Raw genomic sequence first — 21,816 nt, forward strand, 5'->3', positions numbered from 1 at the left:
ACAAAGGCAGGTTCTTTAAGGTAAGGAGGTGATCCAACCGCAGGTTCCCCTACGGTTACCTTGTTACGACTTCACCCCAGTCATGAATCACAAAGTGGTAAGCGCCCTCCCGAAGGTTAAGCTACCTACTTCTTTTGCAACCCACTCCCATGGTGTGACGGGCGGTGTGTACAAGGCCCGGGAACGTATTCACCGTAGCATTCTGATCTACGATTACTAGCGATTCCGACTTCATGGAGTCGAGTTGCAGACTCCAATCCGGACTACGACGCACTTTATGAGGTCCGCTTGCTCTCGCGAGGTCGCTTCTCTTTGTATGCGCCATTGTAGCACGTGTGTAGCCCTACTCGTAAGGGCCATGATGACTTGACGTCATCCCCACCTTCCTCCAGTTTATCACTGGCAGTCTCCTTTGAGTTCCCGGCCGGACCGCTGGCAACAAAGGATAAGGGTTGCGCTCGTTGCGGGACTTAACCCAACATTTCACAACACGAGCTGACGACAGCCATGCAGCACCTGTCTCAGAGTTCCCGAAGGCACCAATCCATCTCTGGAAAGTTCTCTGGATGTCAAGAGTAGGTAAGGTTCTTCGCGTTGCATCGAATTAAACCACATGCTCCACCGCTTGTGCGGGCCCCCGTCAATTCATTTGAGTTTTAACCTTGCGGCCGTACTCCCCAGGCGGTCGACTTAACGCGTTAGCTCCGGAAGCCACGCCTCAAGGGCACAACCTCCAAGTCGACATCGTTTACGGCGTGGACTACCAGGGTATCTAATCCTGTTTGCTCCCCACGCTTTCGCACCTGAGCGTCAGTCTTTGTCCAGGGGGCCGCCTTCGCCACCGGTATTCCTCCAGATCTCTACGCATTTCACCGCTACACCTGGAATTCTACCCCCCTCTACAAGACTCTAGCCTGCCAGTTTCGAATGCAGTTCCCAGGTTGAGCCCGGGGATTTCACATCCGACTTGACAGACCGCCTGCGTGCGCTTTACGCCCAGTAATTCCGATTAACGCTTGCACCCTCCGTATTACCGCGGCTGCTGGCACGGAGTTAGCCGGTGCTTCTTCTGCGGGTAACGTCAATCGCTGAGGTTATTAACCTCAACGCCTTCCTCCCCGCTGAAAGTACTTTACAACCCGAAGGCCTTCTTCATACACGCGGCATGGCTGCATCAGGCTTGCGCCCATTGTGCAATATTCCCCACTGCTGCCTCCCGTAGGAGTCTGGACCGTGTCTCAGTTCCAGTGTGGCTGGTCATCCTCTCAGACCAGCTAGGGATCGTCGCCTAGGTGAGCCGTTACCCCACCTACTAGCTAATCCCATCTGGGCACATCTGATGGCAAGAGGCCCGAAGGTCCCCCTCTTTGGTCTTGCGACGTTATGCGGTATTAGCTACCGTTTCCAGTAGTTATCCCCCTCCATCAGGCAGTTTCCCAGACATTACTCACCCGTCCGCCGCTCGTCACCGAGGAGCAAGCTCCCTGTGTTACCGCTCGACTTGCATGTGTTAGGCCTGCCGCCAGCGTTCAATCTGAGCCATGATCAAACTCTTCAATTTAAGTTTGATGCTCGTGAATTAAACTTCGTAATGAATTACGTATGTTCACTCAGAGACTTGGTATTCATTTTTCGTCCGAGGACGTTAAGAATCCATGTCACTTTGAGTGCCCACACAGATTGTCTGATAAATTGTTAAAGAGCAGTGCCGCTTCGTTTTCGCTGCGGCGCGGGGTGTGCATATTACGCTTTCCCGCTTCAGAGTCAAGCGTTTATTTACGCTGTTCTCTGCTGACCAGGCGGCGTGTGTGCCGTTGTTCCGTGTCAGTGGAGGCGCATTATAGGGAGTAATTCTGAACCTGCAAGGATAAAGTGAAATTTATTTACTGACTGCTCACTTTCCAGGCAAAACCAACTCCAGACCTCAATTTTCGCCTGGTTTTTAAACAAAAACGAGCCGCAAGCGGCTCGTTTTTGCGTTTTGTGACTTACTGCACTGCCACAATGCGATCGTCGTTGGCTTCCAGACGGATAACTTTGCCAGGAACCAGCTCCCCGGAGAGGATCTGTTGCGCCAGCGGGTTTTCGATCTGCTGCTGGATAGCGCGTTTCAATGGACGCGCACCGTACACCGGATCGTAACCGTTCTTACTCAGCAGCTTCAGCGCATCGTCGGAGATGTGAATTTCATATCCACGTTCTTCCAGACGTTTGTACAGACGCTGCAGCTGGATCTGCGCAATCGACGCAATGTGTTTCTCACCCAGAGGATGGAATACCACCACTTCATCAATACGGTTGATGAACTCCGGACGGAAGTTATGGCTTACCACACCCAGCACCAGATCCTTCATGTGGCTGTAGTCCAGTTCACCGAAACGTTCCTGAATCAAATCGGAACCCAGGTTCGAGGTCATAATGACAACCGTATTACGGAAGTCGACCGTTCTCCCCTGCCCGTCGGTCAGACGACCATCATCCAGCACCTGAAGCAGGATGTTGAACACATCCGGATGCGCTTTTTCCACCTCATCCAGCAGGATGACGGAGTAAGGACGACGGCGCACCGCTTCCGTCAGGTACCCACCTTCTTCATAACCCACATATCCCGGAGGCGCCCCGACCAGACGCGAGACGGAGTGTTTCTCCATAAACTCGGACATGTCGATACGCACCATCGCATCGTCGCTGTCGAACATAAAGTTAGCCAGCGCTTTGCACAGCTCGGTTTTACCGACACCCGTCGGCCCCAGGAACAGGAACGAACCAATCGGGCGGTTTGGATCGGACAGCCCTGCACGGCTACGACGAATAGCGTTCGATACCGCCTCAACCGCTTCGTTTTGACCAATCACACGATTGTGGAGATCGTTCTCCATGCGCAGCAGTTTTTCACGCTCGCCTTCCAGCATGCGCGCCACGGGAATACCGGTCCAGCGCGCCAGGACTTCCGCGATCTCGGCATCCGTCACTTTATTACGCAACAGACGCATCGTTTTACCTTCTGACTGCGTCGCTATCTCAAGCTGTTTTTCCAGCTCAGGAATTTTGCCGTACTGCAGTTCAGACATCCGAGCCAGATCGCCCACGCGTCGCGCCTGCTCAATGGCAATTTTTGCCTGTTCGAGTTCAGCTTTAATGGTCTGCGTACCGGAAAGGGAGGCTTTCTCGGCTTTCCACTCTTCTTCCAGCTCAGAATACTGGCGCTCTTTATCGTCCAGCTCTTCATTGAGCATATCGAGGCGTTTCTTACTGGCTTCATCAGACTCTTTCTTCAGCGCCTGCTGTTCCAGCTTGAGCTGAATGATGCGTCGGTCGAGTCGGTCCAGCTCTTCCGGCTTCGAGTCAATCTGCATACGAATGCTCGACGCCGCTTCATCAATCAGGTCGATCGCTTTATCCGGCAGCTGACGGTCAGCAATATAACGATGCGAAAGCGTCGCCGCCGCAACGATGGCCGGGTCAGTGATCTGTACATGGTGGTGCAGTTCATAGCGCTCTTTCAGACCACGCAGGATCGCGATGGTATCTTCAACGCTTGGCTCGGCAACAAACACTTTCTGGAAACGACGTTCCAGCGCAGCATCTTTCTCAATATACTGACGGTACTCATCCAGCGTAGTGGCACCGACGCAGTGAAGTTCACCTCGCGCCAGCGCAGGTTTCAGCATGTTCCCGGCATCCATCGCGCCATCCGCTTTACCCGCGCCGACCATGGTGTGCAGTTCATCGATAAACAGAATGACGTTGCCTTCCTGCTTCGCCAGGTCGTTAAGCACGCCTTTAAGGCGCTCTTCGAACTCGCCGCGGTATTTCGCACCGGCCACCAGCGCGCCCATATCCAGCGCCAGTACGCGACGGCCTTTCAGGCCTTCCGGCACTTCACCGTTGACAATACGCTGCGCCAGCCCTTCAACAATCGCAGTTTTACCGACACCCGGTTCACCTATCAGCACCGGGTTGTTCTTGGTACGACGTTGCAGTACCTGAATGGTACGACGAATTTCTTCATCACGGCCGATCACCGGGTCAAGTTTGCCCTGTTCAGCACGCTCGGTCAGATCGACCGTAAATTTCTTCAAAGCCTGACGTTGGTCTTCGGCTCCCTGATCGTTCACGCTTTCACCTCCGCGCATGTTCTCAATCGCCTGAGTCACGTTGGCGGTGGTCGCACCGGCAGATTTCAGCAGGTCGGTCAAGGTACCGCGTGATTCAAGCGCCGCCAGAACAAACAGCTCTGACGAAATAAAGTTGTCCCCACGTTTTTGCGCCAGCTTGTCGCAAAGGTTCAGGACGCGCACCAGATCCTGCGACGGCTGAACGTCGCCGCCGGTCCCTTCGACCTGCGGTAAACGGCTCAGCGCCTGATCGATAGCGGTGCGTAACTGGCCAGCATTAATGCCAGCGGACGTTAATAAAGGACGTACCGATCCCCCTTCCTGATTCAGCAAGGCGCTCATTAAATGAAGAGGTTCGATAAATTGGTTGTCGTGCCCCAGTGCGAGGGACTGGGCATCGGCGAGAGCAAGCTGGAATTTATTAGTAAGACGATCCAGACGCATAACTCCTCCCATAACAGGTCAAATTTGCTACTGGAGATTAAATGAGGTCATCCCTCAATTATTCAAGGTTAATGACCTGAATTATGTGAAAAGAAAACGGCACGTGCCGGATCGTCTTGATTCTTTAGGTTATATCAGCCAAATGAAACTTGCCATACGGCCCGTCGTCTTGTCGCGGCGATAAGAGAAAAAATCATCCTTTTCGGTGAATGTACAGCGATCGCCGCCGAAGATCTGCGTTATGCCGACGCTGTTCAGCCGCTGACGAGCAAGCTGGTAAATATCGGCCAGATATTTATCTCCGGAAGGCAGGAAGGCGTCCGCCGCTTGCGGATCTTTAACCATAAAGGCTTCGCGAACCTCCGGCCCCACTTCAAAAGCGCGAGGACCAATGGCCGGGCCAAGCCAGGCCATAATATTGGCGGGCTCATCCTTAAAGCAGGCGACAGTTTCTTCCAGCACGCCTTCACACAGTCCACGCCAGCCCGCGTGTGCTGCAGCCACCTCGGTGCCTGAACGGTTACAAAAAAGTACCGGCAGACAATCCGCGGTCATTACAGCACAAACGGTTCCCGGAGTATTGCTGTAAGAGGCATCAGCACGTTTAGAAGCATAGGGTTCCCCCGTCAACTTCAGCACCGCCTTGCCATGAACCTGTTCCAGCCAGACCGGTTTTGAAGGCAGGTTCCCCGCAGCAAACAGACGCCTGCGGTTCTCTTCCACATGCTCCAGGTTATCGCCACAGTGTGCGCCGAGGTTCAAAGACTCCCACGCGCCCTGGCTAACACCGCCAGTGCGGGTTGAACTGCAGGCGGCCACGCCGGCAGGCAATGGCCACTCCGGGACAATCAGTTTGGTCATAACCAGTCCACTTGATCCTTATGTTCTTCGAAATCAACACGCATCGCGTCAATAAGGTCCACCATATCCTGCGGGATAGGCGCATGCCACTCCATCTGAATACCGGTGATCGGATGGTAAAGGCGCAGCATGGTCGCGTGCAGCGCCTGACGATCGAATTTACGCAATACGCTGATGAACTCATCCGACGCGCCCTTAGGCGGACGTGGACGACCACCGTAGACCTGATCCCCCACCAGCGGATGGGTGATGTGGGCCATATGCACACGAATCTGGTGAGTACGCCCGGTCTCCAGACGCAGACGCAGGCGCGTATGAATACGGAAATGCTCCATAATGCGATAGTGCGTCACCGCCGGTTTACCCATCGGATGCACCGACATATGGGTTCGCTTGGTCGGGTGACGGCTGATGGGCTCTTCTACCGTCCCGCCAGAGGTCATATGCCCAATGGCTACCGCCTCATACTCACGGGTGATTTCGCGCAGCTGCAGCGACTCCACCAGACGTGTCTGAGCAGGAACGGTCTTCGCCACCACCATCAGACCGGTAGTGTCTTTATCCAGACGGTGCACGATGCCCGCGCGCGGAACATCCGCGATCGGCGGATAGTAATGGAGAAGCGCGTTAAGTACCGTACCGTCAGGATTCCCCGCGCCCGGATGAACAACCAGGTCGCGCGGCTTGTTGATTACCAGAATGTCATCATCTTCATAGACGATGTCCAATGGGATATCCTGCGGCTCGAAGCGGATTTCCTCTTCGATTTCAGCATTGATGGCGACAGCTTCCCCACCTAACACTTTCTCTTTTGGTTTGTCCCAGATTTTGCCGTTTACCATCACGCGCTGGTCAAGGATCCATTCTTTTATGCGTGAACGCGAATAATCAGGGAACAATTCGGCCAAAGCCTGATCTAAGCGTTGACCGAGCTGATTTTCGGAGACTGTTGCGGTGAGTTCTACTCGTTGTGCCATAAACTGCTTCTTCGTTTAACGTTGGGTTTTACGGCTTTGCCGTTTAATATAGTGTGCTATTGTAGCTGGTCTTAATCGGGAGCAGGAACAGAGTTTCTCCCGGACAAACATTTGAGGAAAGTCAAAACGTCATGACGCGCATGAAATATCTGGTGGCAGCGGCCACGTTGAGCCTGGCTTTGGTGGGCTGCTCCGGTTCAAATGAACAGGTCCCTGACAATCCGCCGAATGAAATCTATGCGACTGCACAACAAAAGTTGCAGGACGGTAACTGGAAACAGGCGATAACGCAACTGGAAGCGTTGGATAATCGCTATCCATTTGGTCCGTATTCGCAGCAGGTACAGTTAGATCTCATCTACGCATACTATAAAAATGCCGATCTGCCGCTGGCTCAGGCAACCATCGATCGTTTCATGCGTCTGAACCCGACTCATCCTAACATCGACTACGTGATGTACATGCGCGGCCTCACCAACATGGCGCTGGACGACAGTGCGCTGCAGGGCTTCTTCGGCGTGGATCGTTCCGACCGTGACCCGCAGCATGCGCGTGATGCCTTCAATGACTTCTCCAAGCTGGTGCGCGGCTATCCAAACAGCCAGTACGTGACCGACGCCACCAAACGTCTGGTGTTCCTGAAAGATCGTCTGGCGAAATATGAATACTCCGTGGCGGAATATTATACCCGCCGTGGCGCATGGGTTGCCGTGGTTAACCGCGTAGAAGGTATGCTGCGCGATTACCCGGATACTCAGGCAACGCGCGACGGCCTGAAGCTGATGGAAAATGCTTACCGTCAGATGCAGATGACCGCTCAGGCTGAAAAAGTGGCGAAAATCATCGCCGCGAACAGCAGCAACACCTGATTTTGCCTCAATGCAAAACGGCAGCCCGCTGGCTGCCGTTTTTTTGTTCGTTTCTGAGCATCGCTGAAGCGCGTTAGCCTCAACACATCCTGTCAACTATGGCCCCAATTTATGCCTTCTACAAGGTAAATCTCACCTCTTCCTGCCCTGCCTCACAAAAAAGATTCCCTGACAAAAACCGACAAAATAACGTGATCTAAATCACACATTTTGACATTGGGTCGGGTATGCTGGAATCACCAAGACGGAAAGACAAGAGGTAAAATTTATGACAATGAACATTACCAGTAAACAAATGGAAATTACTCCGGCAATTCGCCAGCACGTCGCAGACCGTCTCGCCAAACTGGATAAATGGCAAACTCATTTGATTAATCCACATATCATCCTGTCCAAGGAGCCGCAGGGTTTCATCGCTGACGCAACTATCAATACTCCAAACGGCCATCTGGTCGCCAGCGCAAAACACGAGGATATGTACACAGCTATTAACGATTTGATCAACAAGCTGGAACGGCAGCTCAATAAAGTGCAACACAAAGGTGAAGCCCGTCGCGCCGCAACGTCGGTGAAAGACGCCAGCTTCGCGGAAGAAGTTGAAGAAGAGTAATCCTTTAAATTGAGTGTACCGCCAACGCGCCTTCGGGCGCGTTTTTTGTTTTTTATTGACAGGGTGAAAACAGTACAGGTACTTTAACGGTATCAATCGCAGGATGACTTTATGAAACTTACGCCGTTCTTCTTCGCATTCTTTTTTACCTTCCCCTGAACGGGAGGCGTTTCGTCGTGTGATAAAGAATGCGAAGACGAACAACAAGGCCTCCCACACCGGGGGGCCTTTTTTATTGATAACGATAAAATGAGACAGGCAACACTATGACACCGGAAAACCCGTTACTGGATCTGCGCGTAAAAATCAGCGCGCTGGATGAGAAACTGCTGGCGCTGCTGGCCGAACGCCGCGCCCTTGCCGTTGAAGTAGGCAAAGCCAAGCTGGACTCCCATCGTCCGGTCCGTGATATCGACCGCGAGCGGGATCTTCTGGAACGTCTCATTCAGCTCGGCAAAGCGCATCACCTCGATGCCCACTACATAACCCGGTTGTTCCAGCTCATCATTGAAGACTCCGTTCTGACCCAGCAAGCGTTACTTCAGCAGCACCTCAATAAAACCAATCCACACTCTGCGCGTATCGCCTTCCTGGGACCGAAGGGCTCTTATTCTCACCTGGCCGCACGTCAGTACGCTGCACGCCATTTCGAAGAATTTATTGAGAGCGGCTGCGCGAAGTTTGCCGACATTTTTAACCAGGTCGAGACCGGCCAGGCGGATTACGCCGTGGTGCCGATTGAAAACACCAGCTCCGGCGCCATCAACGACGTCTACGATTTGCTGCAGCACACCAGCCTGTCGCTGGTCGGCGAGCTGACGATCCCTATCGATCACTGCGTGCTGGTCTCCGGCTCAACGGACCTGAACACGATCGAAACGGTTTACAGTCATCCGCAGCCGTTCCAGCAGTGCAGCCAGTTCCTGAACCGCTATCCGAACTGGAAAATTGAGTACACCGAAAGCACCTCGGCGGCGATGGAAAAAGTGGCGCAGGCTAATTCCCCCACCGTCGCGGCGCTCGGCAGCGAAGCGGGCGGCGCGCTGTATGGCCTGCAGGTGCTGGAACGCAACCTGGCAAACCAGACGCAAAACATTACCCGCTTCGTGGTGCTGGCCCGCAAGGCAATCAATGTGTCTGACCAGGTGCCAGCAAAAACCACGCTGCTGATGGCCACCGGCCAACAGGCCGGTGCGCTGGTTGAAGCCCTGCTGGTGCTGCGTAATCACAACCTGATCATGACCAGGCTGGAATCACGCCCAATCCACGGTAACCCGTGGGAAGAGATGTTCTATCTCGACATCCAGGCCAACCTGGAGTCCGCTTCCATGCAGAAAGCTCTCCGCGAGCTGGGCGAGATCACGCGTTCCATGAAGGTGCTGGGCTGCTACCCGAGCGAAAACGTCGTGCCGGTCGATCCAATCTAACGTTCGATAAAGCGGCTTTTCTTCATCCCTGCCACGCCCACCGGCAGGGTGAAGATGGCCCCGGATAGCGGATATTTCGCCACCTCCTCCGCATCCATATTCTCCCGCGTGGTGGTAATAAACAGCGTTTTCATATCATCGCCGCCAAAGCAGACCATCGTCGGGCAACGCACCGGCATGCGATATTCTTCCAGCTGCTCCCCTTGCGGTGAAAAACGCGCGATGCGCCAGCCGTCAAACAGCGCGCTCCAGTAACAGCCTTCCACATCCATCGCCGCGCCGTCCGGTATCCCCTCGCCCTCTTTAAACTGACGAAACACCTCGCGCCTGCCGGGTTCGCCCTGCTCATCAAGCGGCGTACGATAGATCACACCGTTTGGCGTATCTGAGGTAAACATCCACTGCTTATCCGGGCTAAACGCTAAGCCGTTATGCCCGTGGATATCGCACTGGATCACCTTCGGCGTCAGGTCGTTGTCGATGCGCATCAGCAGGGCGCCGTTGTAATCTCCCGGCCCCCAGAACGTGCCCGCATAGAAGCGGCCCAGGTGATCGGTACCTCCATCGTTAAAACGCGCCAGCTGCGGGTTAGAGGGGTTATCACACACCTTGCGGCGCAGCAGGCCGTGTTTATCGGTCAGCCAGATACCCGTTCTCATCGCAACGATAAAACCACCCTGCTCGCGCAACGCGAAACAGCCCACCTCCTCGTGGAAAGAGAGTACGGTATGTTCCGCCGTCGGCAGATGGTAGCGGTGGATCTCTCCTTCCAGAATATCGGCCCAGTAGAGCGCCTGCTCTTCGGCGCTCCAAGTCGGGCATTCAGGCAAATGCCCGGTGTAATTCAACAGCAGCTGCGGTTCGGCCATGACAGTTCCCCAAAATGAAAAAAGCCAGCATTGCTGGCTTTCAGTATATACATCATCGCATTACTGGCGACTGTCATTTGCCTGGCGCAATAAAGTCCGACTCTCATTCTGGAAACGCTGCGCGTAATCGCCAAACCAGTGTTCGACCTTGCGGAAGCTATCGATAAACGCCTGCTTATCTCCGTGCTCCAGCAGCGTAATGGCTTCACCAAAGCGCTGATAGTAGCGCTTGATCAGCGCCAGGTTGTTTTCAGAGGACATAATAATGTCCGCGTACAGCTGTGGATCCTGCGCAAAGAGACGCCCGACCATCGCCAGCTCAAGACGATAGATAGGTGAAGAGAGCGCCAGAAGCTGTTCAAGCTGTACGTTCTCTTCCGCCAGATGCAGACCGTAGGCAAACGTGGCAAAGTGGCGCAGCGCCTGAATGAACGCCATGTTCTGGTCGTGCTCAACCGCGCTGATGCGGTGCAGTCGTGCCCCCCATACCTGAATCTGTTCCAGGAACCACTGATAGGCTTCCGGCTGACGACCGTCGCAGTAAACCACCACCTGCTTAGCAAGGCTGCCGCTGTCCGGGCCAAACATCGGGTGCAGACCCAGCACCGGACCCGTATGAGCAGCCAGCATTGCCTGCAGCGGACCATTTTTGACGGAGGCCAGATCCACCAGGATGCAATCTTTCGGTAAAGGAGGCAGCTTCCCGATGATTTGCTCCGTCACGTGGATCGGCACGCTGACGATAACCATCCCGGCATCTTTCATGAGTTCCGGAGCATGCGCCCAGTCCTCTTTTTCCAGAATGCGCACCTGATAGCCAGAAAGCGTAAGCATCTTTTCAAACAGGCGCCCCATCTGCCCAGCACCGCCGACAATCACGACCGGACGCAGGGTCGGACAGAGGGTTTTGAAGCCCTTGTCGTTTTCACTGGAATAGGACTCCCGCATCACGCGACGCAGAACATCTTCAATCAAATCCGGCGAAACGCCCAGCGCCTGCGCCTCTTTACGGCGGGAGGCGAGCATAGAGGCTTCGCGCTCCGGGACGTAAATCGGCAGGCCGTATTTGCTTTTCACCTCACCGACTTCGGCAACCAGCGACATGCGTCGCGCCAGCAGATCCAGCAGCGCCTTATCCACTTCATCAATTTGATCGCGCAGTGCGGTCAATTCAGCAACCATAACTACCCTCTTAAGCCAGACGCGTCGCCAGCTGGCCGTTTAAATCTTTATGGATCTCACGCAGCAGTGCATCGGTAGTCTCCCAGCTGATGCAGGCATCCGTCACGGAGACGCCGTGCTTCATGGCACTGCGCGGTTGTTCAGATGACTGATTGCCTTCATGAATGTTGCTCTCAATCATCAGACCGATAATCGAACGATTGCCATCTTTGATCTGTGCGACCACGGATTCCGCAACCGCAGGCTGGCGACGGTAATCTTTATTCGAGTTACCATGACTGCAATCTACCATCAGTGCCGGGCGCAGTCCCGCCTGCTCCATCTCTTTTTCACACTGGGCCACGTCCGCCGGGCTGTAGTTAGGGGCTTTACCGCCGCGCAGGATCACGTGGCCGTCCGGGTTACCCTGCGTTTGCAGGAGGCATACCTGGCCTGCCTGGTTGATACCGACGAAACGGTGCGGCATGGCGGCAGCGCGCATGGCATTAATCGCCGTCGCCAGGCTGCCATCGGTACCGTTTTTAAAGCCAACCGGCATCGACAGGCCAGACGCCATCTCGCGGTGGGTTTGCGATTCCGTGGTACGCGCGCCAATCGCGGACCAGCTGAACAGATCGCCCAGGTACTGCGGGCTGTTCGGATCCAGCGCTTCGGTTGCCAGCGGCAGCCCCATGCTGACCAGCTCCACCAGCAGGCGACGCGCAATCTTCAGGCCTGCTTCCACATCAAACGAGCCATCCATGTGCGGATCGTTAATCAGCCCTTTCCAGCCGACGGTAGTACGTGGCTTCTCAAAATAGACGCGCATCACCAGATAGAGGCTATCGCTGACCTCCTCCGCTAATGCTTTAAATCGACGAGCGTACTCAATGGCGGTTTCAGGATCGTGAATGGAGCAAGGACCACACACCACCAGCAGGCGCGGATCGCGGCCGGCGATGATATTTGAGATGGTCTGACGCGAGTGCTCAATCTGAGCCTCCTGCGCGACGCTCAGCGGAAATTCTGCTTTCAGTTGATCCGGGGTAATTAAAACCTGTTCGTCAGTGATATGTACGTTGTTCAGCGCGTCTTTTTGCATGATGGCGATCCTGTAAAGCTCATTTGCGATAGTTGTTTTCCTCAATGAGGTGAAACCACGATACCATAAAAAGTAAACATTTCAATCCAAAATACGTACACATTACTTTACAGAAGCCAATTTATTGCAAAAATAAGCCGATAAAAACGTAAACTTTAAATTACAGACAGATTTTCTTTAGCCAGGCTATGCTGAAGAAAAAAGGAGAATGGCTATGCGTTCAATTGCTCTCGCGCTGTTGTCGCTGTTTTTAACGGGCTGTCAGATCAATCCTTATACCTTCCAGCCCGACTGGACCAGTCCCTCCTGGTTTGATGCAGGTAAAGAAGACGCCATGAATGGCCTGCCGGTTAAAGATAACCAGACCTTGGCCGATAGTTTTAACGACACCCACGTTGATCGTAGTGAATATCTTCGCGGCTATGCCGATGGTCAGAAGAGAGTCTGCGAAGAAGGGTTTATTCATGCCTGGGGATTAGCGGGCAAATCTTTCCCTGCCAGTTGTGATACTGTCGAAAACGCGACAAAACTGCGTGCGTCATGGCAAAAAGGAATGGATGAAGGTATGCGTTCCAGCAGACTCAATTAAGTCTGCTTTTAACCACCGGAAAATAAACAACAGTAGGATTTAGCTTAGGTTGGCCTGAGGCTATTTCTGACATAATGACGGCTCTGATAAACAATGGTATTCTGCCCGCAACTCTTAAGGACATCTATTTCCGGAGCGATGTGGCGGATTCTGGTGAGAAATTTATTCTTGATCTCTTTTTTCCGACTCACTCTGGTGTTAATGCTGTTCCTTATGGTGGGCCCAGCGACGGCAGGCACGCTTACGGAAACGGATAAATCGGTACGTTCGATTGTCTCAGGCATTGTGAGCTATACGCGATGGCCGTCACTATCCGGGCAGCCCAGACTTTGCGTCTATGCCACTTCTCACTATACATACGCGCTCAGCGGCGACGAAGGGCACAACGAGTTACCCTATACTCCCGTTATTGTACGTAACGATCGGGAAGCCCTGGCCGCGACGTGTGATGCGATTTATTTCGGGTCTGAATCACCGGCAAAACAACTTGAATTAATAAGTCAATATCAGGGCAGAGCGTTGCTATTAATCTCAGAGCAAAATCCGGAATGTGTAATTGGCAGTGCCTTTTGCCTGATGATCGATCGCGGCCAGGTACGGTTTTCCGTCAACCTGGATGCGTTGACGCGCAGTGGCGTAAGAGTCAATCCGGATGTATTAATGCTGGCACGGAATAAGCAGCATGGATAAAGATTTCACTTCAACGCCACGTCCGACGTTTAAAAGAACGTTGAGGCGAAACAGCATGATAAGCGTCATTATCACAATGACGTTAATATGGCTGTTGCTCTGTTTTGCTTCCGTCGTGACGTTAAAACAATATGCGCAAAAGAACCTCGAATTAACCGGCGCCACAATGAGCCACAGCCTGGAAGCTTCGCTGGTTTTCAACGACTCGCTGGCGGCCAACGAAACGCTTGCAGCCCTGGGCAAACAGGGGCAGTTTGCCGCGGCGGAGGTGATTAACGCGCATAAAAAGCGGTTTGCCTACTGGTCCTGGAACCCGGAAGATAACAACGACACGCTGGGCGCACTGGTCAGCCGTTGGCTTTTCCCCGTACCGGTTGCGCAGCCCATCATGCATAACGGCTTAAGGATCGGCGAAATCCGCCTTACCGCGCGTGACAGTTTGATCAGCCACTTCATCTGGACGTCGTTTGCCGTACTTACCGGCTGCATTCTCTTTGCCGCCGTCGTCGCGCTTATCATTACCCAGTCTTTGCATCGTGGGATGGTTATGGCCCTGCAGAACATTACCGACGTCGTGCATGACGTACGCACAAACCGCAACTTCTCCCGCCGGGTGAAAGACGGGCGTATCGAAGAGTTTCACCAGTTTGGCGAAGACTTCAACAGTCTTCTGGATGAAATGGAAGAGTGGCAGCTGAAACTCCAAGCGAAAAACGCCCAGCTGTTGCGGACCGCCATGCACGACCCGCTCACCGGTCTTGCCAACCGCGCAGCGTTTCGTAACAGCATTGCGGCCTTAATGAACGACCCTTCAGCCAGAACAAACTCGGCCCTGCTCTTCCTCGACGGTGATAACTTTAAGTTTATTAACGACACCTGGGGCCACGCGGCAGGAGACTGCGTGCTGATCGAAGTCGCCAGCAGGATGATGGAGTTTGGCGACAAACGTCATCAGTCTTACCGTCTTGGCGGTGACGAATTTGCCATGGTGCTGTACGGCGTTCACTCTGAGCTTGAGGTTCAACACATTTGTGCTGCGCTTTCGCAGCAGTTTATTCGTCCGTTTGATCTTCATAACGGGCAAAAAGCATCGATGTCATTCAGCATTGGCTTTGCTCTGGCGTGGGAAAATGCTTCCGTGGAAGCATTACTGGAGAGGGCTGACCGCAATATGTACCAGGTTAAAAACCAGCGTACGAAAACAATAAGTTAGAAAGGATACACTATGTTAAAACGTTACTTCGCGCCGTTAGTACTGGCCTCACTGGTTCTGGCAGGCTGTCAGTCGCCGCCGGAAGGCAAATTCACTCCTGAGCAAATTGCGGCGATGAAGTCTTACGGTTTTAACGAACTGAACGGTGACTGGTCGCTTGGCATGTCGGACACCATCCTGTTTGATAAAAATGACGCCAGACTGCGTTCTGAGAGTGAAACGCAGATCCAGTCCATGGCCTCTCGCCTGGCTGAAACCGGCCTGACCCATGCGCGAATGGACGGTCACACGGATAACTACGGGGAAGAAAGCTACAACGAAGCGCTGTCGTTAAAACGCGCCAACGCCGTGGCCGATGCCTGGGCAAAGGGGGCAAATATCCCGCGCAGCAATCTCACCACGCGAGGATTAGGTCAAAAATACCCGGTGGCGAGCAACAGTACCCCGCAAGGGCGCGCTGAAAACCGCCGCGTCGCAGTGGTGATCAGCACGCCATAGGGTTATTTAGCGGATGATTCGGCGAGCGTCACCCTGGTTGCCGCTCGCCAGCGCAGCCAGTCCACCAGAATAAACAGCGCCAGACTCACGCCCATGACCGGCAGGGCCAGCCCCAGCAGTACGCTGGTTATCAGCGTAACCCCTCTTCCCCATCCTGACAGCGCCAGCCAGCTCTGACAAAGCGTCTGTACCGGACTCACTGCCGATTGCGCAGGACGACGCATCCACCACATCCGGTATCCCCAGATAATGAGCACGCACAGGGCGAGGCCGAACGCCACGAGCAGCAGCTGATTCACCAGGCCGAATAAGATCCCCATATGGAAATCCACGCCCCAGCGGGTCAGTTTTGCCATTAACGGGAAATCCTCGAATCGGGTTCTGTCCAGGACCTGCATTGTATGGGGATCAACCGCAACGGCGTCCACCTGAGTCGGCCAGCTGCGATCGATTTCCGTCACGGTCCAGGCACGATCCTTCGTTTTCGCCGGGCGGATCTCCAGCTTGCTGGCATCAATCCCCGCGTGACGCGCCGCGCTTAACACCCCGTCAAACAGCGTCAAATCCATCGCCATTTCCGGCATCATCATCCCACCGTGATGACCACGGTGTTCGGCATGTTCATCCACGATCTCATGTTGGCCGGATAGCGTCGTGTTCACCTGCGGGGTGAGCCAGTTCATCTCTGCACGCAGCTTATCCACGTTCCCGCCAGCCCACTGGGACCAGGTCAGGCCGGTTGCCGAGAACAGCAGCATTCCTCCCAGCAGAACCCAGCCCAGCGTCACATGCACCCGACGCCGGTTCTGGAAGCGATTGTTGATCCGTCGTTTGGGTCGGGTATAAAACCACAGGGCAATACCGCCCAGCGCGGCAACCCACATCCACGAGGCCGCAAGCTCGCTGTAAAGGCGCCCAACGTCGCCCAGCATCAGGGACGTATGCAGGTAATCAATGGTCTGACGCAGGGGTAAAATCCCGCTGGTGCCGTATACCGTCAGATCTCCAAGCACCGCCAGGCTCACCGGATCGATAAAGATAGCCCGGTTCTCCGATGGCCCAAGCGCCGGGTCAGCGAACATCACGCGGGTGGTTTCCCCTTCAGCCAGCCCCGGACGAACAGCGTGCAAACGTAAATCTGATCCAACGGTTTTTTCCGCCACGGCGATTTGTTCCGCCAGAGGCTGCGGCTCGCCCACGGAATCCGCGTGGAGCGCGTGTCGGTAGAGCGCATTCTCCAGCTGCGGGGTCGCCACATACAGCGTCCCGGTCAGCGCGGCGAAGAAGATAAACGGGCCGACAAACAGCCCAACGTAGAAATGAAGGCGACGCAGCAGGTTTCCCCATGCCGCGCGCGAGGTGCAGGTAGTCATACTTTTCCTTTTTAAGGCAAAAAGTTATCGATATTTTTTTAAAGGGAAAAAGCAGACTGCCGCGGCGGCGCGCGGGTATCCGGGTATAGCCAGGGGAAGAAGTGCCAGTGGCTGACCGCCTGACGCGGCGGCTTAACGCGAAGCCTCTGCAGCACCACGCTGAGCAGGACGATGAGCGCCAGCATCACGCCAGGGACATGCGCTAACAGCACGCAGTAGCCACAGGCTTCCGCATGGTCGACAGGCATCGTGTGCGGCATATCGACGTGATGCTCGTCCATCGACATCATGCTCATGTCATGATGCATGCCCGGCATGGCGCTCATGGGATCTTTCTGCAACGAGACGGAGATAAGCGGTGCTACCACGATCAGCAGGATCGCAAACAGCGCGATCAATGCCGCTGCGCGTTTCCGGTCAGGCTGATGCAGTACGTTATCCACTTCCCCTCCACTCAAGAGGCAAGCATTGTAAATGATTTATGACAAAAGGGTTAACTCGAGAGGTGCGATGGGATAAAAAAAGGGCCAGCCTTTCGGCCAGCCCTTTCTAACAGGATGTCGCTTAAGCGAATCTTAGTTCAGACGCTCTTTAATACGAGCAGACTTACCAGTACGCTCACGCAGGTAGTACAGTTTAGCTTTACGTACAGCACCACGACGTTTAACAGCAATGCTGTCAACTACCGGAGAGTGAGTCTGGAAGACACGCTCAACGCCTTCGCCGTTGGAAATTTTACGAACAGTGAATGCAGAGTGCAGACCGCGGTTACGAATAGCGATAACCACGCCCTCGAATGCCTGCAGACGTTTTTTGGAACCTTCAACAACCCATACTTTCACTTCCACGGTGTCACCTGGACGGAAGGAAGGTACGTCCTGCTTCATCTGCTCTTGTTCAAGTTGCTTAATAATGTTGCTCATAATTTAATCTCTTATCCTGGGTAAACTGATATTCGGGAGCGTATTACGCATTCCCATCATGTTCATGCTGCTGGTGCGCGTGTTCAGTTTTGAACTCGGCCAGCAACTTTGCTTGCTCTTCAGTCAGAGCCAGGTTTTCCAGAAGTTCAGGTCTTCTAAGCCAGGTTCGGCCCAGCGACTGCTTCAAACGCCAGCGACGTATCTCGGCATGGTTTCCAGACAGTAACACTGCCGGGACTTCCATCCCTTCTAACACTTCAGGACGAGTATAGTGTGGACAGTCCAGCAACCCATCGGCAAAGGAATCTTCCGTTGCCGAAGCTTCATGGCCCAGAACCCCCGGAATAAACCGGGCGACGGAGTCAATCAGCGTCATTGCCGGTAACTCACCACCGCTGAGAACGTAATCGCCGATAGACCATTCTTCGTCAATCTCGGTTTGAATTACGCGCTCATCTATCCCTTCGTAGCGCCCACAGACCAGAATCAGCTTTTGATTCGTCGCCAGTTCGCTCACGCCCGCTTGATCAAGCTTGCGTCCCTGAGGTGACAGATAAATCACCTTTGCGCCTTCACCTGCCGCGGCTTTTGCTGTGTGAATGGCGTCCCGTAAGGGTTGCACCATCATTAGCATCCCCGGTCCGCCGCCGTAAGGACGATCGTCCACGGTACGGTGCCGGTCATGAGTAAAGTCACGAGGACTCCAGCTCTGGATGCTCAGCAGGCCATTCTTTACTGCCCGGCCAGTTACCCCGTAATCGGTAATCGCGCGGAACATTTCAGGAAACAGGCTAATTATGCCAATCCACATAGCGCCGTCTTTTACCGTTTATCCGGAGAATTTAAAAACCAGGATCCCAATCTACTTCAATGGTTTGAGTAGTGAGATCGACTTTCTTGATAACCTGTCCATCGAGGAACGGGACCAACCGCTCCTTGATGCCAAATGCATCTTTCAGGTTTGCCTTAATGACGAGAACGTCATTTGACCCGGTTTCCATCATATCGATGACTTTCCCCAGGCTGTAGCCTTCGGTAGTGACCACCTGGCAACCCATAAGGTCTTTCCAGTAGTAGTCGCCCTCTTCCAGCTTTGGCAACTGCGACGAATCCACGACAATTTCACAATTAGTCAGCGCATTCGCGGCATCACGATCGTCAACGCCTTTCAGCTTGATGATGATGTCCTGATTGTGGTGACGCCAGCTTTCCAGCTCGACCTCTTCCCACTTACCGCCTTTCTGGATGAACCAGGGCTGGTAATCAAAAATGCTATCAGCGTCTTCAGTGGAGGAAAACACTCTGAGCCAACCACGGATACCGTAGCAAGAACCCATTTTTCCCAATACGATCGGTTCAACAGGTGCTTTACTGCTCATCATGACCACCGTGACAGATTAAGCTGCTTTGTTTGCTGCTTTGATCAGCGTAGCAACGCGATCGGAAACAGTAGCGCCCTGGCCAACCCAGTGAGCGATACGATCCAGATCCAGACGAGTTTCTTCTTCTGCGCCAGCGGCCAGTGGGTTGAAGAAACCAACGCGCTCGATGAAGCGACCGTTGCGTGCATTACGGCTGTCAGTCACAACAACCTGGTAGAACGGACGCTTTTTAGCGCCGTGACGTGCTAAACGAATAGTTACCATAACATCCTCTTGTGTGAATAAAACAACCGGGCCCCATCGAGGAACGGAGCCCGGGTGTCATATTAAAAGCCCGAAAATTTTACTCATTTTCGGGCAAAAAGCAATCTCAAAAGCGATTAACGCCCTGGAAAACCGGGAGGCATCATGCCTTTCATCCCGCGCATCATCTTCGCCATGCCGCCTTTCTTCATTTTCTTCATCATGCGCTGCATGTCGTCGAACTGTTTCAGAAGGCGGTTAACGTCCTGCACCTGCATGCCGCAACCGGCTGCGATACGGCGTTTACGGGAACCTTTGATGATGTCCGGGTTAGCGCGCTCTTTCAGCGTCATCGAGTTGATGATCGCCTCCATACGCACCAGCACCTTGTCATCCATCTGCGCTTTCACGTTGTCAGGGATCTGGCCCATGCCCGGCAGTTTGCCCATCAGGCTGGCCATGCCGCCCATGTTTTTCATCTGACGCAGCTGCTCAAGGAAGTCGGTGAGATCGAACCCGTCGCCTTTTTTCAGCTTGCTGGCGAGTTTCTCAGCCTGCGCGCGGTCAACCTTGCTCTCAATATCTTCGATCAGCGACAGCACGTCGCCCATGCCGAGGATACGGGAGGCAATACGGTCCGGGTGGAACGGCTCCAGCGCTTCGGTTTTCTCGCCCACGCCGAGGAATTTGATCGGCTTGCCGGTGATGTGGCGAATCGAGAGGGCCGCACCGCCGCGGGCGTCACCGTCCACTTTGGTCAGCACCACGCCGGTTAACGGCAGCGCTTCGTTAAACGCTTTCGCGGTATTCGCCGCATCCTGACCGGTCATGGCGTCGACAACAAACAGGGTCTCTACCGGGTTGATAGAGGCATGCACCTGCTTGATCTCGTCCATCATCGCTTCGTCAACGTGCAGACGACCGGCGGTATCCACCAGCAGCACGTCGTAGAATTTCAGCTTCGCCTCTTTCAGCGCGGCGTTAACGATGTCGACAGGCTTCTGCGCCACGTCGGACGGGAAGAAATCCACGCCAACCTGCTCAGCCAGAGTTTCCAGCTGCTTGATCGCCGCCGGGCGATAGACGTCCGCAGAGACCACCAGCACTTTCTTCTTGTGCTTTTCGCGCAGGAATTTACCCAGCTTACCGACGCTGGTGGTTTTACCCGCACCCTGCAGGCCCGCCATCAGCACCACGGCCGGTGGCTGAGCGGCCAGGTTAAGCACCTGGTTCTCTTCGCCCATCGCCGAAACCAGTTCATTACGAACGATTTTGACGAACTCCTGACCCGGAGTCAGGCTCTTGTTAACTTCATGACCAACCGCCTTATCTTTCACGCGGTTGATAAAATCACGAACAACCGGCAACGCGACGTCTGCTTCCAGCAGCGCCATGCGCACTTCGCGCAGCGTTTCCTTGATGTTCTCTTCAGTAAGGCGTCCGCGGCCGCTGATGTTGCGCAGCGTGCGCGACAAACGATCGGTTAAATTATCAAACATTGTCTCTCGCCTGAGTAGAAACGTTGGGTCGCATTGAGCGACACATACACAGAATTTTGCCGGAGTATAACATGAAGGCGCCTTTGTTGTTATGCAACGGTTGGAGCAGGCGTCACGTAACGTTATACTGCTTCTCTTTCTTATTAAGACAACTGTCGATGCCTATATGCCTGTTTTCGCACTGATCGCCCTTGTTGCCTACTCTGTCAGCCTCGCGCTGATTATTCCCGGACTGCTGCAAAAAAACAGCGGCTGGCGGCGCATGGCTATTCTTTCGGCGGTGATCGCACTGATTAGCCACGCCTTTGCGCTGGAATCACGCATCATCCCCGGTGACGGCAGCGTGCAAAACCTGAGCGTCCTCAACGTCGGCTCGCTGGTCAGCCTGATGATCTGTACGGTAATGACCATCGTCGCGTCTAAAAATCGCGGCTGGCTGCTGCTGCCAATTGTCTACACCTTCGCGCTGATCAATCTGGCCCTCGCCACCTTTATGCCTAATGAGTTCATTACGCATCTGGAGGCGACGCCGGGGATGCTGGTGCATATCGGCCTGTCGCTCTTTGCCTACGCGACGCTGATTATCGCCGCGCTTTACGCCATGCAGCTCGCCTGGATTGACTACCAGCTGAAAAACAAAAAGCTGGCCTTTAACCATGAAATGCCGCCGCTGATGGTCATTGAGCGTAAGATGTTCCACATCACCCAGGTGGGGGTGGTGCTGCTGACGCTCACGCTCTGCACGGGGCTGTTTTACATGAAGAACCTGTTCAGCGTGGAGAATATCGATAAAGCGGTGCTCTCCATCATCGCGTGGTTTGTCTATATTGTCCTGTTATGGGGCCATTATCATGAAGGCTGGCGCGGTCGTCGCGTGGTCTGGTTCAACGTCGCGGGTGCGGGCATTCTCACCCTTGCCTATTTTGGCAGCCGCTTCATACAGCAATTTGCTGGCTAAGAAACAAAGG

22 protein-coding genes, 1 rRNA gene and 1 other annotated feature are annotated in these 21,816 nt (G+C 54.1%); of the genes, 9 read left to right on the forward strand and 14 right to left on the reverse strand.

The window, feature by feature from the left end:
• Positions 1-21: 21 nt before the first annotated feature.
• The 4 genes from AB3N39_RS15825 to rluD all read right to left on the reverse strand — a co-directional run bounded on the left by AB3N39_RS15825 (position 22) and on the right by rluD (position 6,400).
• Positions 22-1,561, reverse strand: a 16S ribosomal RNA gene (locus AB3N39_RS15825).
• Positions 1,562-1,988: 427 nt separating this feature from the next.
• Complete coding sequence (clpB, locus tag AB3N39_RS15830; RefSeq protein ID WP_045909253.1) at positions 1,989-4,562, reverse strand: ATP-dependent chaperone ClpB; 2,574 nt, start codon at positions 4,560-4,562, stop codon at positions 1,989-1,991.
• A 129-nt stretch (positions 4,563-4,691) separates the two neighbouring features.
• Positions 4,692-5,423, reverse strand: coding sequence for a purine nucleoside phosphorylase YfiH (yfiH, locus tag AB3N39_RS15835; RefSeq protein ID WP_133294950.1), 732 nt, complete (start codon positions 5,421-5,423; stop codon positions 4,692-4,694).
• Positions 5,420-6,400: a 23S rRNA pseudouridine(1911/1915/1917) synthase RluD gene (gene rluD, locus AB3N39_RS15840; protein ID WP_111964900.1), complete on the reverse strand. Its 981-nt coding sequence runs from the start codon at positions 6,398-6,400 to the stop codon at positions 5,420-5,422. Before rluD ends, yfiH begins: the two co-directional genes overlap by 4 nt.
• Positions 6,401-6,531: 131 nt before the next feature.
• Between rluD and bamD the strand changes: the two genes are divergently transcribed.
• The 4 genes from bamD (at position 6,532) to pheA (ending at position 9,306) form a co-directional block, all read left to right on the forward strand.
• Positions 6,532-7,269 carry an outer membrane protein assembly factor BamD gene (gene bamD / locus AB3N39_RS15845; RefSeq protein WP_023308867.1) on the forward strand — a complete coding sequence of 246 codons (738 nt, stop codon included), beginning with the start codon at positions 6,532-6,534 and terminating at the stop codon, positions 7,267-7,269.
• Between the two features lie 268 nt (positions 7,270-7,537).
• A complete protein-coding gene (raiA, locus tag AB3N39_RS15850) occupies positions 7,538-7,879 on the forward strand; it encodes a ribosome-associated translation inhibitor RaiA (protein WP_003863162.1) in 342 nt (113 codons plus the stop codon).
• Positions 7,880-7,989: 110 nt separating this feature from the next.
• Positions 7,990-8,115 (forward strand) — a sequence feature (Phe leader region).
• Entirely contained in the window at positions 7,991-8,038 is a 48-nt protein-coding gene (gene pheL, locus AB3N39_RS15855; RefSeq protein WP_100249759.1) for a pheA operon leader peptide PheL, read from the forward strand. It overlaps the preceding feature by 48 nt.
• A 30-nt stretch (positions 8,116-8,145) precedes the next feature.
• On the forward strand, positions 8,146-9,306 hold the full coding sequence (gene pheA, locus AB3N39_RS15860) for a bifunctional chorismate mutase/prephenate dehydratase (protein WP_021242003.1): 1,161 nt from the start codon (positions 8,146-8,148) through the stop codon (positions 9,304-9,306).
• On the opposite strand, the gene AB3N39_RS15865 is transcribed toward pheA, so the two are convergent.
• Genes AB3N39_RS15865 through aroF form a run of 3 tightly spaced genes read right to left on the reverse strand, consistent with a single transcriptional unit; the run spans position 9,303 to position 12,438 of the window.
• Positions 9,303-10,175 (reverse strand): SMP-30/gluconolactonase/LRE family protein, encoded by an 873-nt coding sequence (locus AB3N39_RS15865; protein ID WP_367896871.1) that lies wholly within the window; start codon positions 10,173-10,175, stop codon positions 9,303-9,305. The genes pheA and AB3N39_RS15865 overlap by 4 nt on opposite strands.
• A 60-nt stretch (positions 10,176-10,235) precedes the next feature.
• Complete coding sequence (gene tyrA / locus AB3N39_RS15870; protein ID WP_133294954.1) at positions 10,236-11,357, reverse strand: bifunctional chorismate mutase/prephenate dehydrogenase; 1,122 nt, start codon at positions 11,355-11,357, stop codon at positions 10,236-10,238.
• 10 nt (positions 11,358-11,367) lie between these two features.
• Complete coding sequence (aroF, locus tag AB3N39_RS15875) at positions 11,368-12,438, reverse strand: 3-deoxy-7-phosphoheptulonate synthase AroF (RefSeq protein WP_111964897.1); 1,071 nt, start codon at positions 12,436-12,438, stop codon at positions 11,368-11,370.
• Between the two features lie 214 nt (positions 12,439-12,652).
• On the opposite strand from aroF, the gene AB3N39_RS15880 reads away from it, so the two are divergent.
• The 4 genes from AB3N39_RS15880 to AB3N39_RS15895 all read left to right on the forward strand — a co-directional run bounded on the left by AB3N39_RS15880 (position 12,653) and on the right by AB3N39_RS15895 (position 15,428).
• On the forward strand, positions 12,653-13,027 hold the full coding sequence (locus tag AB3N39_RS15880) for a DUF2799 domain-containing protein (protein ID WP_288460794.1): 375 nt from the start codon (positions 12,653-12,655) through the stop codon (positions 13,025-13,027).
• A 138-nt stretch (positions 13,028-13,165) separates the two neighbouring features.
• A complete protein-coding gene (locus tag AB3N39_RS15885; RefSeq protein WP_288460792.1) occupies positions 13,166-13,717 on the forward strand; it encodes a YfiR family protein in 552 nt (183 codons plus the stop codon).
• On the forward strand, positions 13,710-14,930 hold the full coding sequence (dgcN, locus tag AB3N39_RS15890; protein WP_288460791.1) for a diguanylate cyclase DgcN: 1,221 nt from the start codon (positions 13,710-13,712) through the stop codon (positions 14,928-14,930). Before AB3N39_RS15885 ends, dgcN begins: the two co-directional genes overlap by 8 nt.
• 12 nt (positions 14,931-14,942) lie before the next feature.
• Positions 14,943-15,428, forward strand: coding sequence for an OmpA family protein (locus AB3N39_RS15895; RefSeq protein WP_115876096.1), 486 nt, complete (start codon positions 14,943-14,945; stop codon positions 15,426-15,428).
• 2 nt (positions 15,429-15,430) lie between these two features.
• Here the strand turns inward: AB3N39_RS15895 and AB3N39_RS15900 are convergent, their stop codons facing one another.
• The 7 genes from AB3N39_RS15900 to ffh all read right to left on the reverse strand — a co-directional run bounded on the left by AB3N39_RS15900 (position 15,431) and on the right by ffh (position 20,848).
• Positions 15,431-16,801 (reverse strand): PepSY domain-containing protein, encoded by a 1,371-nt coding sequence (locus tag AB3N39_RS15900; protein WP_136195206.1) that lies wholly within the window; start codon positions 16,799-16,801, stop codon positions 15,431-15,433.
• Between the two features lie 38 nt (positions 16,802-16,839).
• Entirely contained in the window at positions 16,840-17,244 is a 405-nt protein-coding gene (locus AB3N39_RS15905; RefSeq protein WP_136195205.1) for a DUF2946 domain-containing protein, read from the reverse strand.
• 132 nt (positions 17,245-17,376) lie between these two features.
• The gene (gene rplS / locus AB3N39_RS15910; protein WP_002914145.1) at positions 17,377-17,724 is read right to left on the reverse strand and encodes a 50S ribosomal protein L19; all 348 of its coding nucleotides are present in this window, start codon (positions 17,722-17,724) and stop codon (positions 17,377-17,379) included.
• A 43-nt stretch (positions 17,725-17,767) separates the two neighbouring features.
• The gene (gene trmD, locus AB3N39_RS15915) at positions 17,768-18,535 is read right to left on the reverse strand and encodes a tRNA (guanosine(37)-N1)-methyltransferase TrmD (protein WP_014832949.1); all 768 of its coding nucleotides are present in this window, start codon (positions 18,533-18,535) and stop codon (positions 17,768-17,770) included.
• A 31-nt stretch (positions 18,536-18,566) separates the two neighbouring features.
• Entirely contained in the window at positions 18,567-19,106 is a 540-nt protein-coding gene (rimM, locus tag AB3N39_RS15920) for a ribosome maturation factor RimM (RefSeq protein ID WP_164850638.1), read from the reverse strand.
• Positions 19,107-19,121: 15 nt separating this feature from the next.
• The gene (rpsP, locus tag AB3N39_RS15925) at positions 19,122-19,370 is read right to left on the reverse strand and encodes a 30S ribosomal protein S16 (RefSeq protein ID WP_003863133.1); all 249 of its coding nucleotides are present in this window, start codon (positions 19,368-19,370) and stop codon (positions 19,122-19,124) included.
• 116 nt (positions 19,371-19,486) lie between these two features.
• Positions 19,487-20,848, reverse strand: coding sequence for a signal recognition particle protein (gene ffh / locus AB3N39_RS15930; protein ID WP_136195204.1), 1,362 nt, complete (start codon positions 20,846-20,848; stop codon positions 19,487-19,489).
• A 166-nt stretch (positions 20,849-21,014) separates the two neighbouring features.
• On the opposite strand from ffh, the gene AB3N39_RS15935 reads away from it, so the two are divergent.
• Positions 21,015-21,806, forward strand: coding sequence for an inner membrane protein YpjD (locus AB3N39_RS15935; protein WP_032623031.1), 792 nt, complete (start codon positions 21,015-21,017; stop codon positions 21,804-21,806).
• Positions 21,807-21,816 lie beyond the last annotated feature (10 nt).

The sequence above is a fragment of the Enterobacter vonholyi genome, assembly GCF_040834095.1.
Classification (GTDB): Bacteria; Pseudomonadota; Gammaproteobacteria; order Enterobacterales; family Enterobacteriaceae; genus Enterobacter; species Enterobacter vonholyi.

Coding starts and splice junctions, on each gene's coding strand:
- rimM (WP_164850638.1), bottom strand. CDS start 19,106: ATGATGAGCAGTAAAGCACCTGTTGAACCGATCGTATTGGGAAAAATG.
- AB3N39_RS15880 (WP_288460794.1), top strand. CDS start 12,653: ATGCGTTCAATTGCTCTCGCGCTGTTGTCGCTGTTTTTAACGGGCTGT.
- AB3N39_RS15900 (WP_136195206.1), bottom strand. CDS start 16,801: ATGACTACCTGCACCTCGCGCGCGGCATGGGGAAACCTGCTGCGTCGC.
- tyrA (WP_133294954.1), bottom strand. CDS start 11,357: ATGGTTGCTGAATTGACCGCACTGCGCGATCAAATTGATGAAGTGGAT.
- dgcN (WP_288460791.1), top strand. CDS start 13,710: ATGGATAAAGATTTCACTTCAACGCCACGTCCGACGTTTAAAAGAACG.
- raiA (WP_003863162.1), top strand. CDS start 7,538: ATGACAATGAACATTACCAGTAAACAAATGGAAATTACTCCGGCAATT.
- AB3N39_RS15885 (WP_288460792.1), top strand. CDS start 13,166: ATGTGGCGGATTCTGGTGAGAAATTTATTCTTGATCTCTTTTTTCCGA.
- AB3N39_RS15935 (WP_032623031.1), top strand. CDS start 21,015: ATGCCTGTTTTCGCACTGATCGCCCTTGTTGCCTACTCTGTCAGCCTC.
- ffh (WP_136195204.1), bottom strand. CDS start 20,848: ATGTTTGATAATTTAACCGATCGTTTGTCGCGCACGCTGCGCAACATC.
- pheA (WP_021242003.1), top strand. CDS start 8,146: ATGACACCGGAAAACCCGTTACTGGATCTGCGCGTAAAAATCAGCGCG.
- yfiH (WP_133294950.1), bottom strand. CDS start 5,423: ATGACCAAACTGATTGTCCCGGAGTGGCCATTGCCTGCCGGCGTGGCC.
- rluD (WP_111964900.1), bottom strand. CDS start 6,400: ATGGCACAACGAGTAGAACTCACCGCAACAGTCTCCGAAAATCAGCTC.
- trmD (WP_014832949.1), bottom strand. CDS start 18,535: ATGTGGATTGGCATAATTAGCCTGTTTCCTGAAATGTTCCGCGCGATT.
- aroF (WP_111964897.1), bottom strand. CDS start 12,438: ATGCAAAAAGACGCGCTGAACAACGTACATATCACTGACGAACAGGTT.
- AB3N39_RS15865 (WP_367896871.1), bottom strand. CDS start 10,175: ATGGCCGAACCGCAGCTGCTGTTGAATTACACCGGGCATTTGCCTGAA.
- AB3N39_RS15895 (WP_115876096.1), top strand. CDS start 14,943: ATGTTAAAACGTTACTTCGCGCCGTTAGTACTGGCCTCACTGGTTCTG.
- clpB (WP_045909253.1), bottom strand. CDS start 4,562: ATGCGTCTGGATCGTCTTACTAATAAATTCCAGCTTGCTCTCGCCGAT.
- rpsP (WP_003863133.1), bottom strand. CDS start 19,370: ATGGTAACTATTCGTTTAGCACGTCACGGCGCTAAAAAGCGTCCGTTC.
- bamD (WP_023308867.1), top strand. CDS start 6,532: ATGACGCGCATGAAATATCTGGTGGCAGCGGCCACGTTGAGCCTGGCT.
- rplS (WP_002914145.1), bottom strand. CDS start 17,724: ATGAGCAACATTATTAAGCAACTTGAACAAGAGCAGATGAAGCAGGAC.